The organism is Halopseudomonas pelagia (assembly GCF_009497895.1).
Classification (GTDB): domain Bacteria; phylum Pseudomonadota; class Gammaproteobacteria; order Pseudomonadales; family Pseudomonadaceae; genus Halopseudomonas; species Halopseudomonas pelagia_A.
This window is the reverse complement of sequence record NZ_CP033116.1, coordinates 481,174-494,626: the sequence shown is the minus strand read 5'-3', so window position 1 is coordinate 494,626 and position 13,453 is coordinate 481,174. Positions and strand designations below refer to the sequence as shown.

Genomic DNA, 13,453 nt, shown 5'->3' with positions numbered 1-13,453 from the left:
CTGCTTAAACGGCACACCAGGCTAATATCAAACGGAGCTATTGATGGATCACGGAATTACCATGCATGAAACGCTGTTCCGCACTCAGCCTACGGAAGCTAATACCGAGAAACTCAGCACGCTGGTGTCGCAATTGAAACGCAGCCATGACTTGCTTGCCGCTCTATGCGAGCCAAATTTGAATATTGCCGATCTGCTCCCCTGTGACGGAGCTGCTGTCGGCCTGGCGGGCGAGATTCGCTTGCTAGAGGACGGCCGGCTATTCGACCACAATGAGGCATCAGCGCGACAGTTGATGAATGAGTTGGTGCGAAAGACGCCGCAGCAATGCAGCTATCAACTGGATTGGCAAGACGATCTCGGGGAAGCTGAAAGACCCGCAGCCATAAAAGTGCTGGCATTGCCATTCGATCGTCAATCCAATGGCTGGCTTTGCTGGTTTCGCAGCGCTGAATCCGCTTCCGACTGGACAGAGCAGGAAGTATTTCTGGCAGAAACGCTGCGTCATGAGGTGCTGGAAATCAGCTTGGCGCAAGCGAAAGCGTTTGGCGCCAAGCAACGCCGCCTGATCTCCACCCTGGGCCACGGACTGTGTAATCCGTTGCAGTCAATCAGCATGTCCGCCGCTTTGCTCAAACCTCACGACCAGCGCAGCACCGAACTGCGTGAGCATATCAATGCAGCCAGTGAGAATATGCTGCAGCAGATCCAGCGTGTACTGGAAGTCAACCGGCTACATGGTGGCGAGAGTCCTCGGCTGAATACAGCCCCGACCAATATATCCAACCTGATAGCAAGTGAGATCAGTCGACTGCGCAACTCAGCGCCGCAACTGAACCTGCAAGCCAGTATCGATACCGATCTTCAAGTAATGATCGATCCCGAAAAAATGATCGAAGCATTCAGGCACCTGTCGAACAACGCCATACAATACGCCACTCCCGGCACGCCACTCAGCGTCACCATGGCTGGCAATCCGCTTACTCGAGATGTTGAGATGGAGGTCAGCAACTATGCCCCCACCCTGCCCCCCGAGCAACTTGGCTCCATGCTCAGCCCGCATCGGGGCGGGGATGACACCACCTCGCAACCCAGCAAGCAACTGGGTATCGGGCTGTTTGTCGCCTCGCGCATCGTCCAGGCACACGAGGGCCACCTGAGCGTGCAGCAGAGCAATGGGGTCATCTCCTTCAGGATCACCCTTCCCGCACGCATCAGGGCTGAAGTGAAGCCGCTCTGAACCCTTTGCGGCTGCTGATGGCCGTGCAGCAGTCGAGCAACAATGGTATTTTTAGCCATTACTCCCTACACAGCAGAACTGCCAATGTCTTCAATCATTCCGGATTCCACTTATCGCTACGGGTTGATAAGCCGCGCATTGCACTGGGGCATGGCGCTCTTGCTTGGGTGGCAGTTTTTCACCACCGCGGTACGGGTACTGATGGAAGATTCTGCGCTGGACGAGTTTACCTGGGGCACCCACAAGGCTGTCGGCACCTTGCTAATGACATTGATTCTGCTCAGAGTGCTCTGGGCGTTGATCAATCTTCGTCAACGGCCGCCGTCTTTGAGCATTGCGGCCCGGCTGGGTCACCTGGCGCTGTACGCACTGATGCTGATCATCCCGCTCCTGGCGCTATTGCGTCAGTACGGCTCAGGCCGCGAATTCGCCGCATTCGGCCTGCAGCTAATGGCCGGATTCGAAGGAGAGATAGAAGCGCTTACCGCGCCAGGCAATCTGCTGCATGGCTGGCTTGGCTGGACGCTGCTGGCGATGATTGTCGGCCACATCGGCATGACCTTATATCACCGCCGGCACCCCATCGAGAACGTACTCCCACGCATGATCAGCAAACTGCGCGACTGAGTCCCCTCCGGCTGGCCGTCCGACGGCCAGCCCTGTCACTTGTGCCGCATAGTCAGTACAATATGCGGCCCGCTTTACTGCTGCGCTCACCTTGCGCCTCGTCTGCGGCCACTCCATTTGCTCTTCGCAGGACTCTATTGTGATCTCCACCGCCAATATCACCATGCAATTCGGCGCCAAGCCGCTGTTTGAAAACGTGTCTGTCAAATTCGGCGGGGGTAACCGTTACGGTCTGATCGGCGCCAACGGCAGCGGCAAGTCGACATTCATGAAAATTCTTGGCGGCGATCTGGAGCCCTCCGGTGGCCAGGTCATGCTCGAGCCCAATGTACGCCTGGGCAAGCTGCGCCAGGACCAGTTCGCCTATGAAGAATTCACGGTGTTGAACACCGTGATCATGGGCCACGAAGAATTGTGGCAGGTACACGCCGAGCGCGACCGCATTTATTCTCTGCCGGAGATGAGCGAAGAGGACGGCATGAAAGTCGCCGACCTGGAGACCGAATTTGCCGAAATGGACGGCTATACCGCCGAGGCCCGTGCCGGCGAATTGCTGCTGGGCCTGGGCATTCCTCTGGAGCAGCACAACGGCCCGATGAGCGAAGTCGCTCCGGGTTGGAAATTGCGTGTATTGCTGGCACAGGCTTTGTTTTCCGATCCGGAAGTCCTGCTGCTGGACGAGCCAACCAACCACCTGGATATCAATACCATCCGCTGGCTGGAAAGCATTCTGACCTCGCGTAACAGCACCATGATCATCATTTCCCACGATCGCCACTTCCTCAACAGCGTGTGCACGCATATGGCTGACCTGGATTTCTGCGAGCTGCGTCTGTTCCCGGGCAACTATGATGAGTACATGATGGCCGCGACCCAGGCGCGTGAACGCCTGCTCTCGGACAACGCCAAGAAGAAGGCGCAAATCGCCGAATTGCAAACCTTCGTCAGCCGCTTCTCCGCCAACGCCTCCAAGGCCAAGCAGGCGACCAGCCGCGCCAAGCAGATCGACAAGATCCAGTTGGACGAGGTCAAGCCCTCGAGCCGGATCAGCCCGTTTATCCGCTTCGACCAGAACAAGAAGCTGCACCGCCAGGCGGTGATCCTCGATCACGTCAGCCAGGGCTTTGACGGCAAGCCGCTGTTCAAGAATCTCAGCCTGCAGATCGAAGCCGGTGAGCGCGTGGCGATCATCGGGCCAAACGGCATCGGCAAGACGACGCTGCTGCGTACTCTGGTCAATGAACTGACGCCGATGGCCGGCACGGTCAAGTGGGCGGAAAGCGCCGATCTGGGCTACTTTGCCCAGGAACACGCTGATGACTTCAAGAACGACTGGACCCTGTTTGACTGGATGTCGCAGTGGACCACCGGCGGCGAGCAATTGGTGCGCGGCACCCTCGGGCGCATGCTGTTTTCCAACGATGACATTCTGAAATCGGTGAAGGTGATATCCGGTGGCGAGCAGGGCCGCATGCTGTTCGGCAAGCTGATCCTGAAGAACCCCAACGTGATGATCATGGACGAGCCGACCAACCACCTGGACATGGAATCCATCGAAGCGTTGAACCTGGCGCTGGAAAACTACCCCGGCACGCTGATCTTCGTCAGCCATGACCGCGAATTCGTCTCCAGCCTGGCGACCCGCATCATCGAGCTGAACGAAAACGGCGTGACCGACTTCAACGGCAGCTACGACGACTACCTTCGTGAGCTGGGCGTTGCGGTCTGAGTTTCAATTCCCCAGCAGTTGCAGCAGGTAGCGGCTATCGAGTAGTACCCAGTCCACCCAGAACAGCTGGTGGGCGAGAATGATCAGCCAGCATAGCTGCTGGTAGGAGGCCTTGCGGGTCTTGTGACGCAGCACCTGCTGCGCAATAAGCGCCCCGGGCCAACCGCCTAAAAACTCCGACAGGTGCAAAACCTTTTCCGGCGTCCGCTGCAGCGACTGCTCGGCGGCACGTTTGTCTGACCAATACAGAAACAGGCTAATTAGGCTGACGCCGCCATAGGCCGCCAGTGGCAAGATCCAGCCCTGCCCATTCAGCATCTGCAATGAACCGATCAACGGCAGAAGGCATAGCGCCAACCAGGCCATCAGCTTCGGCAACTGATACTGAACGGAAGCGCTACGCCGAACTGCCACTTTCCTTGCAGTGGCAGAGCGACCTGTTGTAGCGGGCTTGCTCGCCCTGCCAGCAGGCGGAAGGCCTGATGGCTCCTTGGGCTTGCGCCGAATAGCGGGACGATCGAGGCTCAGCCCTTCCCCGCGCATATGAGTAGCCCGCAACCGTCCTTTTGCATCCTTGCCTGCCAGATACAGCACGGTGTCACCCTGACTCGGACGAGCGTCTCCGCGCATAACCGAAATATGCACAAACAGCTTGGTGCCGCCGTTTTCCGGTTGAATAAAACCAAATCCCTTGCCGTCATCCCAGCTCAGCAATACGCCCCGTTGCTCCATTAACAGATCTCGAATATCCAATGTTGTGGGCAGCTATTGTCTATTACCTACCGCTTTTCCGGTAGCCGCCCACTCCATCGCTGGCTAAAACACCTGGATATTGGGAGTTGTTAATGTCAGCCCCTGGCGACCCGCCAAAGACGCGCAATGTCAGCAGCACGGGCCTGCAACTGCGAAGCTGCGCCCGCCATCGCTTCCTGGAGTACCATAGGCCCCGGCGTCAGGCTGAACGCCGCATCGATACCTGCCTCATAAAGCCGTTGATATCCTTCACCAAGGCTCCCGGCCAGGGCGATAACCGGCACTCCCGCCGCTTTGGCGATGCGCGCCACACCTACCGGCGTCTTGCCGTGCAGGCTCTGGCCATCCAGCCGGCCTTCGCCGGTAATCACCAGATCCGCGCCTTGAACGGCTTGCGCCAAACCCGACAGCTCGGCCACCAGCTCAATCCCCGGACGAAACCGCGCGTGCAGCACCGCGGCAGCAGCGAACCCCAGCCCGCCAGCAGCGCCCACGCCAGGCTCATGGCGTAAATCGACACTGATGGTCTTGGCCAATACGTTGGCAAAATGGCCCAACGCCCGGTCCAACTGCTCCACCTGTTCTGCGCTGGCACCTTTCTGCGGCCCGAACACATGCGAGGCGCCGCGGGGCCCACACAGAGGGTTGTCGACGTCAGCCGCCACCATGAATTCCACGCGGTCCAGCCGCGCGTCCAGACCATCCAGATCGATGTAGTGCAACGCCTGCAAGGCGCCCCCACCCGGAGCGAGGGGCTGATCCTGGTTATTCAGAAAACGAGCGCCCAGGGCTGCCAACAAGCCAGTACCCGCATCGTTGGTTGCGCTGCCACCCAGACCCAGAATAATCCGCGTAGCGCCCGCATTCAGTGCGGCTGCGATGAGTTGCCCGGTGCCGAAACTGCTGGCTTTGAAAGCATCGCGCTGCTCGCTGGGCACACAATGCAAGCCGCTGGCAGAGGCCATTTCGATCACCGCCTGGCCATCACCCAGCCAACCCCAGTGGGCGCTGACCGGCTCCCCCAACGGGCCTTGGACCAGCGCCTCGCGGCGCTCGCCTCCGGTGGCAGCCAGTACCGCGTCCACCGTCCCCTCGCCGCCATCGGCCATTGGAAATAGCCCGATTTCCGCCTCCGGATAGACGCTCGCCCAGCCTGCGGCAATAGCTTCAGCGACGGCGTTGGCGCTCAGACTCTCTTTGAATGAGTCCGGGGCGATGATGACTTTCATCGCTTTGCTCACAGCAGGATCAGGCTAAGCAGCCAAACGGTCAGCATACCGGTCAGCCCCTGAATCAAGGTGGCCATGGTCTGAGCCTTGTACGCCGTGGCGACGCTCATGCGGCTGAACTGGGTGACCACCCAGAAGAAGCTGTCATTGGCATGCGATACGGTCATCGAGCCGGCGCCGATGGCCATTACTGTCAGCACCCGGCCCATTTCGCTATCCAGGCCCAACTGGCCAAGCATCGGTGCCACCAGCGCCGAGGTCGCAACCAGCGCCACGGTAGTCGAGCCCTGCGCCGATTTCAGCGCTGCAGCCACCAGGAACGGCATAAACAAACCGATGCCCAGTGCCGACAGCGTTTCCCCAAGGTAGTCGCCCAGCGGCGTGACTTTGAGCACTGCGCCGAAGGCACCGCCGGCACCGGTAATCAGCAGGATGGGCGCAGCGGCGAGGATGCCCTCGACCACCCGATCATGAAACTCCTGGCGCTTGTTGTCCGATTTCAGCAGCGTACAGGCCAGGCCCAGACCGACGGCCAGCGCGATGACTGGCTGACCGAGAAAGGCCATGACGGTGTAAATAAAGCCTTCGCCGACGGGCTTGGCCGGGAGGTTGGCCAGGGTACCCAGGCAGATCAGGCCGATGGGCACGAAGATCGGCGCAAAGGCTTTGCCGACGCTGGGCAGCACACCGTAACTATCGCGCATCTGTTGATAGTCTTCGCTGGCCATGATGGGCGCGCCATCCTCCTCCAGCGGAATATCCTTGCCAATAAACCGGTTGGCCCACCACATCCCGGCCAATGCGGTGACCGCCGAGACAAACAGACCGACCAGAATCACCAGCCCCAGGCTGGATTCCAGCCCCAGATTACCCGCAGCCGCGATCGGGCCCGGCGTGGGCGGGACGAAAGTATGCGAGGCATACAAACCGGTGGCCAACGCCACACTCATGGCAATAACGGAAATTTTCATCCGCGCCGCCAGGGCGTTCTTGAGCGAGTTGAGGATCACGTAACCGGAGTCGCAGAACACCGGAATGGATACCAGATAGCCGATGATCGACATGGTCAGGGTGGGGAAGCGCTCGCCCAGTAAGCGGATCACGGTTTCCGCCATGGTGATGGCGGCACCGCTGCGCTCAAGGATCACCCCGATGATGGTGCCAAAGGCGATAACGATGCCGATATAACCGAGGATCCCACCGAAGCCGGTGGTGATGTGTTTGACGATTTCCATCGCCGGCACCTGATAGGCAAAACCGGCCAACAAGGCGGCGGCGAGCAGGGCCAGGAACGGATGCAGCTTGAAGCGAGTGGTCGCCAACACGATAAAGACGACCAGGGCGACCAGAATCAGAACAAGACCCATGACCGAACTCCTTATTATTGTCTGAGGGGTGGGATACGCAGCCCAACATTGTCGCCCAGCCGCCGTGCAAAATCCTTATGCACAGGCAACACCCGATAGCGCCCCCGCAGATAAAATACTGTGCAGTTGCACAATTACTCGGCCGATCGCCATTCACCTTGCAACGCCATGCTCAGCGCCAGCTGCATGCGGTGATCGGCCCTGCTCAGGTCAAGCGCGCTGAGCTGCCCGATGCGCTCCAATCTGTAGCGTAGCGTATTACGATGAATGCCGAGCTGCGCGGCACTGAATTGCGCCGAGCCGTCGTGCGCCAGCCAAACCCGCAAGGTATCCAGCAAGACGTCCTGCGCATCCGCCAAGCGCAGGCGCTCAAGGGGTGCCAACAGTTGCCTGACGGTCCAGGACTCGCGCTGGGCATGCAGTAAAGCAGTGAGGCGAAAATCCTCCAGCGCCAGATACCGCCTGGGCAGCGCCAGGTCTTCGGCAAAATCGCGCAAGTCCAGGAGCGCCTGACAGGCTTGGCGCAGATCGGCCAATGATTCGACCGGCTCCGCAGTATGCACACGGCGTAGTGGCCAGTGCCGCCGGTCAGCCTGCTCGAGCCAGGCATGATCAGCCGCGGCATTCAGCGGCGAGCGCAACCACAGCACAGCGTTGGCTCCCAGTGGCAGGACCACATGCTGGGGATGCCGCTCGCGCATCTGCATGATCAACTGCGCCTGCGTAGTGGCGCTGTCAGCTTCCCGGGCAAGACTCAGCAGGCAGGCCTGCCGCGGCCAGGCCAGGGCCAGACCCAGATGCTCGGTATCAATCTGCAGGCGGCCGAGAGAATAGCCATCATCCAGCAGGTGCGTGAGCCAGGTCTCCTGCTGCTGGTTATGCCACTGCCGCTCGGCATATGAAGCTCGCTGCTCCACCAGCATCTCCGCGGTCATCCGCAGCAATTCGGCCAGCGGCCGAACCTGCTCTGGATCGCCGGTAATGCCCAGCACCCCTATCAACCGCCCTTCGTGCATAAGCGGCAGATTCACTCCCGCGCGGACCCCTAGCAGGCAGGCGGCGGCCTCGGCGTCGATCTCCACCACACGCTGGTTGGCCAGTACCAGTTGCGCCCCTTCGTGGCGGGTATGCAGTCGCGTCGGGTCGCCGCTGCCAATGATCATGCCCTGCGTATCCATCACATTGAGGTTATGCGGCAGGATGGCCATTGCACGGTCAACGATGTACTGCGCCAGGGTGGTGTCCAGTTCGATCATCTAGGGCTCTCCGCTCAGGTTTCGGAGCATAGCAGCGCTGAACAAACTTTTTCAGCGGATAGTGGTCTGATAGGTACCGCAACTGATTTAAAAGTGAGCCCCTTGAACAGATCTACCGATACCAGCCCCCAAGCCGAACAACGTCTGGTAAGAAGCCTGACCCAGGCGTGCGAGGCAGCAAAGTTGGAGATTCCCGGTTTTCTCTGGCTGACGCATGAGGGCGACCGTAATCTGTCGCCAGGCAACCTGCACGTGGTCTGGGTGTTCGACACGCAGGCGAGTCTGGCCCACGCGCTGGAGACTGGCCAAGGCAAACGCATGTACGAACTGACCTCCAAGGCCTTTACCGAAGCGGCTATTGCGGTTACTGCGGCCGAAGCACATGTCAGTTTTGATACCGAAGAAGCCTGCCAGCGGCACAATAACGGCAACTGGCAGGCTCGCTTGTCGATGCTGCGTTTACGCCATTAAAGGCAACCTCTGAAAATTCATCGCTACGCAACACTCCTGTCACTCATCTGTCATGCCAACGGGACAATCTGAAGCTTCTCGCTCAGAGCTACCCGAGTCTCCCGCCGCTATTTCGGAGGATGCAGCATGACTGTTGACCAGGACAACCTTGACGACTCTACCAGCAACGTACGTAAACAACGGCGCCAGCAGGAAGACAAGAAGCGCATGGCCTACCGCCGTGCGATCGAGGACTATCGGGAAAGCAAGGCGCTGCACGCGCTGGTGTGCGACTTCCCCGATCTGATCGGTACTCCGCAGAACCACCAGCGCCTGCATTGACGAAACGGTGGCAGCTGACCGCCTTAGCCGTTATCAGAACGCATATTGCAGCTTTACTTCGGCATTGCGCGGTGCGCCATAGAAACCCCCGTTATAGATAAAGGTGGTGTAGTAAGTACGGTCCAGCAGGTTATTCAGGTTCAGGCTGGCGGTCAGACCCGGAAGCAGTTCCTGGCGAGCCATCAGGTCCACCACTGCATAGCTGCCCTGTTCTGCCTTTTCGCCATTGGGGCCGGAATTTTCCTTGTAGATATCGCCCTGCCAGCGCACCGCGCCGCCCACCACGGTGCGGTGGGGTCCATCGAGCAGGTCGTAGGTGCCGGATAGCCGGAACATGTCTTCGGGCTCGTAGGTCAGCGCTGCCTCACCTTCGGCGTCTTCGGCCTCGCGATGGGTATAGCCGGCGTACAGGCGCGCCCGCGGCGTGACTTCGCCGGACACTTCCGCCTCGAACCCTTTGGACACCACCCCTTCTCGCGGGCGATAGCGCTGCTCGCCATCAATCATGCGGTCCGGTTCGGCTACGTTGTCCTGTTCGATGCGAAACACCGAGAGCGACGCATTCACACGTTCATTGAGAAACACGGCCTTGATGCCGGCGTCATAGCTGGTGCCCTCGATGGGTGCGAGGACCTGGTTACTGAGGTCCCGATTGGATTGGGGATTGAAGATTCGGCTGTAGCCGGCATACAGCGAGTAGGTTTCATTGATGTCATAGATGACGCCGCCGTAGGGGGTCACCTCATCGGTATGGCTGTACTCGTCAGTCTTCTGCTTGTTGACCCACTCCTCCCGCTCCCAGTCGCTGACCCGGAACCCCACGACCACGGCAAAGGCATCGGTAACGCTTAGCCGCGCCGCACTGTAATAGCCGGACTGGTCAGTGGTAGCCTTGCGAAAGCGTGAGGCCTGCTCGTTGAACACCGGGCGCGGATAGTCCCAGTCATAGAAGCTACCGGGATCAGGCTGGGTCACCGGGTCGTACCATTCCCGGTCGTTGGTCTCCCGGGCGCGGTTCCAGCCGACTATCAGCTCGTGCTCACGCCCCATGAATTCGAAAGGCCCGCTGGCGAACAGGTTCACCCCGGTCTGGCTACGGTCGACACTGAAACTGTTTAGGGAGCTATTGAAGCCGGTGCCGGTGTCCTGGTCGATGTAGCCAGACAGATACTGCATGCGGCCAAAGTAATCACCCTGCAAATGGCTCACCGAGAGCTTGGCATTCCAGCCATTGGCGAACTGATGCACCAGGTCGGCGAAGTAGATGCTGCGTTCCTTGTCCCAGACCGTCCAGTCAGTGCCGGTGGTAGTAGAACGGGAAAAGTCGGTGCGCTGCCCGTTGGAAAAGAACAATGGCACCGGCTCGCCGTAGGTGGTCCCGTCAGAACCCAGGTTCTGGTAATCCAGGCCAAATGACAGTGTGGTGTTTTCCGTCAGGTCGATCTCGCCGATACCGTAGAGCACCTCACGTTGCTGGTGAAGAAAATCCATATAGGACTTGTTGTCCTGGTACGCGGCCACCAGACGGCCACGTACGCGGCCGTTTTCGGTCAGCGGCCCGGACAGGTCGGTTTCGGCGCGGTACTTGTCCCAGCTACCGGCACTCAGACTAGTGCTGCCCTGGAATGTCCGGGTTGGCCGCTTGCGCACCAGGTTGATCGCAGCCGAGGGGTTGCCCGCGCCACTCAATAGACCCGCCGCACCGCGCACCACTTCCACCCGGTCATAGATCGCGGTATCTGCCAGAAAGTCACCCTCCACGCTGCTTTGCGCTTCCACCGGGGTGCCGTCGATCTGCACATGGGTAATGGGGAAGCCCCGCGCCGAGGGGAAGACCCGGTCGCTTTCCGCCTGATTGACGCTGACGCCGGTGGTCTGGCTCAACGCGGCCGCCACGTCATTCAGGGCAAAGTCGTCCATCTGCTGACGGGTGATAACGGCCACCGATTGCGGTGTCTCCCGTGGCGCCAGATTGAGCCCGGTCGCCGAGCGCATATTGCTGGTGGTGTAGGAGCCGGTGTTCTCGGTCACGCTCTCGTCGAGCGCGCCTTTCTCGGCGGTCACGGTAACCGGTGCAAGATTGGTTACATCGTTGCCTTGACCCGCACTTGGCGCCTCTTCGGCTCGCAATGCTGTTGTCGAGGCACTGGCTATAACCAGACTCGCGGTAAGTACCCATTTCTTGCGCTGCAACATGGGAAATCTCCTTGTTCCACAGGTTGTCGGGCCGAACTACTCCGGCCCTGTGGTATTGGGTTGGGTCAAAAGCTGTACTTGAGGGTGAGCTTGCCGTTACGCGGCTCGCCATAGGCGTACTGGCTATAGAAGCCGATCTGGCTGTAATACTTCTTGTCGAGCAGGTTATCGATATTCAACTGGGCACTGAGGGCGTCGCTGAGCTGGTAGCGGGCCATGACATTGACCAGGGCGTAGGATGGCTGCTCGAGCTTTTCCTTCTCGCCCAGCGGATTGGTCGCCACTGTGTAGTTGCCATCCTCCCAGTTGACACCGCCGCCCAGGGTCAGCCGGTCAAGACGGTAGGTACTGAAGACATTCGCCGTGCGTCGCGGGAACCTCGTATTCACCGGCTCTCCGTCGGCGTCCTTGGCACTGAACTGGGCCCAGCCAAACAACAGGTTCCAGTTGTCGGACAGCGCGCCGGAAAGCTCGATCTCATAACCATCGCTGGTGGTCCCTTGCGCGGGGTAGTACGCCTGAGCTATTCCACCAGGCACAACCGCTCCGACGTCCGGCTGGGCGAGGTTGTCCTGCTCTATGCGGAACAAGGCGAGCGAGGCGTTCAAGCGGCCGGCAAAGTACTCACCCTTGACCCCGGCTTCGTAGTTCTGGCCCTCGAGCGGCTCCAGGAAATCGCCGTTGCGGTCCTGATATTCCTGCGGATTGAAAATCTCCGAGTAACTGACATAGGCTGAATGCTGATCGTTGATGTCGTAGATCAGGCCGGCATAAGGTGTCAGTTCCCTGTCGTGATCAAACTCATACAGCTCGCCATCCCATTTCCTGCCGTTGGTGTCCCAGTTGCTTATGCGGCTACCAATGATCAGTTGCAGGGGGTCAGCCAGTTGCAGGCGTGCGACTGCGTAAGCACCCAGCTGGTCGATATCCTGGGTGGTATAGGTGCTGGAGGGACCCCATTGCGGCTCGGGGTGGGAACCGTCCCACTCGTAGTAGTTACCCGTCGGTGATGTCCCCAGTCGCGGGCGGTTGTCAGTTACCAGCTCCTGCTGGCTATGCATGAGCCCGACGGTGAACTCGTGTTCACGACCGGCAAAGCGGAAGGGAGTGTTGACGTAGAGGTCCAGGGTGTCCTGTTCGCGCCTGACGTCGTACCAGCTGGCGCCGCCACTCATGCCCAGCCCGGTTGTCTTGTCAGGTGCGCCGGACAGCCAGAGCAGGCGCAGATCACCCTCGTTGATGCTGCGGGTGTAGGCCGCGTATAACTTCACCCCGGAATCAAATACGTGCTCGAGGTTGGCATAATATGTCGTGTGCTCGGAAGCCCATTCCGACCAATCGGTGCCGTTGGTTTTCGACCGACTCCAGTCGGTGCGCGTACCGTCGCTGAACCAGGTCGGCAAACCACCCCACATCGAACCGGTCGGGCTGTTCTCCTGGTAACTTGCGCCCAGATTAAGCAGGGTCCGCTCGGTAAGATCGATCCCAAGCGTACCGAAGAGTACCGATTTTTCCGTTTCCAGCAGATCTATATAGGAGTCCTGCTGCAGATAACTGCCGACTACCCGGCCGCGGATCGTGCCGCTTTGATTCAGCGCATCAGCCACGTCGAAGGTGCCCTGGTAACGATCCCATGAGCCCGCCTGACCACTGACAAATCCTGTGAGCTGGTCACTGTCGGCACGCTTGCGTACCAGGTTGATCGCTGCCGACGGGTTGCCGGCTCCGGTGACCAGGCCGGTCGCGCCGCGGACGATCTCCACCCGGTCATATAGAACTGTATCCATCTCGGTTTCACCCGCAGCCCAACCGCTGGTCCAGGTCGTCGGCACGCCGTCGATCTGCAGATTGGTAATATCAAACCCGCGCGCGGAAAATCCGCTGCGCGAACTGTCAAACGCCTTGCTGGACACACCGGTGGTCATGTTCACCACGTCCGTAATCGACTCCAGCGCCATGTCATCGATTACCTGGCGGGTGACCACCGAGACCGACTGGGGTGTTTGGCGAATGGGTAGCGAGAGCCGGGTGGCGGTATTCATCGAATCGGTGGTGTAGGATTCGGTGCCTTCGGTAGTGGGGGTTCTGCCCGCCTTCGCCGTAACCGTGACCGCCTCAAGCGTTATGCTTTCATCATTCTGCGTTGATGCTTCTGTGGCACTCTGAGCCGAGACCGGTGAGATGCCTGCGACGGCGAGACTGATGCTGAGGGACAATAGCGAGCGACGGATGGCAGGACTGGATAAACGCAGGGAATGGGACAT

Annotated in this window: 11 protein-coding genes; 5 read left to right on the top strand and 6 right to left on the bottom strand. The window is 59.7% G+C overall.

Translation table 11 applies throughout. The features are described from left to right. Positions 1-43: 43 nt before the first annotated feature. The 3 genes from EAO82_RS02305 to EAO82_RS02295 all read left to right on the top strand — a co-directional run bounded on the left by EAO82_RS02305 (position 44) and on the right by EAO82_RS02295 (position 3,596). Positions 44-1,240, top strand: a complete 1,197-nt coding sequence (locus tag EAO82_RS02305) for an ATP-binding protein (protein WP_096345561.1) — start codon at positions 44-46, stop codon at positions 1,238-1,240. Positions 1,241-1,324: 84 nt separating this feature from the next. Continuing rightward, positions 1,325-1,867 carry a cytochrome b gene (locus EAO82_RS02300; RefSeq protein WP_096345560.1) on the top strand — a complete coding sequence of 181 codons (543 nt, stop codon included), beginning with the start codon at positions 1,325-1,327 and terminating at the stop codon, positions 1,865-1,867. Positions 1,868-2,006: 139 nt separating this feature from the next. Continuing rightward, entirely contained in the window at positions 2,007-3,596 is a 1,590-nt protein-coding gene (locus EAO82_RS02295; protein WP_096345559.1) for an ABC-F family ATPase, read from the top strand. Positions 3,597-3,599: 3 nt separating this feature from the next. Here the strand turns inward: EAO82_RS02295 and EAO82_RS02290 are convergent, their stop codons facing one another. The 4 genes from EAO82_RS02290 to EAO82_RS02275 all read right to left on the bottom strand — a co-directional run bounded on the left by EAO82_RS02290 (position 3,600) and on the right by EAO82_RS02275 (position 8,201). After that, a complete protein-coding gene (locus EAO82_RS02290) occupies positions 3,600-4,328 on the bottom strand; it encodes a DUF1294 domain-containing protein (protein WP_096345558.1) in 729 nt (242 codons plus the stop codon). A 116-nt stretch (positions 4,329-4,444) separates the two neighbouring features. Next, entirely contained in the window at positions 4,445-5,578 is a 1,134-nt protein-coding gene (locus EAO82_RS02285; protein WP_096345644.1) for a glycerate kinase, read from the bottom strand. Between the two features lie 8 nt (positions 5,579-5,586). Next, on the bottom strand, positions 5,587-6,945 hold the full coding sequence (locus EAO82_RS02280) for a GntP family permease (protein WP_096345557.1): 1,359 nt from the start codon (positions 6,943-6,945) through the stop codon (positions 5,587-5,589). A gap of 134 nt (positions 6,946-7,079) precedes the next feature. Next, positions 7,080-8,201, bottom strand: coding sequence for a sugar diacid recognition domain-containing protein (locus tag EAO82_RS02275; RefSeq protein ID WP_096345556.1), 1,122 nt, complete (start codon positions 8,199-8,201; stop codon positions 7,080-7,082). Positions 8,202-8,303: 102 nt separating this feature from the next. On the opposite strand from EAO82_RS02275, the gene EAO82_RS02270 reads away from it, so the two are divergent. Further along, the gene (locus tag EAO82_RS02270) at positions 8,304-8,672 is read left to right on the top strand and encodes a hypothetical protein (protein ID WP_096345555.1); all 369 of its coding nucleotides are present in this window, start codon (positions 8,304-8,306) and stop codon (positions 8,670-8,672) included. Positions 8,673-8,798: 126 nt separating this feature from the next. Then, positions 8,799-8,993 carry a PA3496 family putative envelope integrity protein gene (locus EAO82_RS02265; RefSeq protein WP_096345554.1) on the top strand — a complete coding sequence of 65 codons (195 nt, stop codon included), beginning with the start codon at positions 8,799-8,801 and terminating at the stop codon, positions 8,991-8,993. A gap of 33 nt (positions 8,994-9,026) precedes the next feature. Here EAO82_RS02265 and EAO82_RS02260 read toward each other — a convergent pair whose 3' ends face one another. After that, entirely contained in the window at positions 9,027-11,189 is a 2,163-nt protein-coding gene (locus tag EAO82_RS02260) for a TonB-dependent siderophore receptor (RefSeq protein ID WP_096345553.1), read from the bottom strand. 65 nt (positions 11,190-11,254) lie between these two features. Beyond that, a complete protein-coding gene (locus EAO82_RS02255; RefSeq protein WP_096345552.1) occupies positions 11,255-13,453 on the bottom strand; it encodes a TonB-dependent siderophore receptor in 2,199 nt (732 codons plus the stop codon).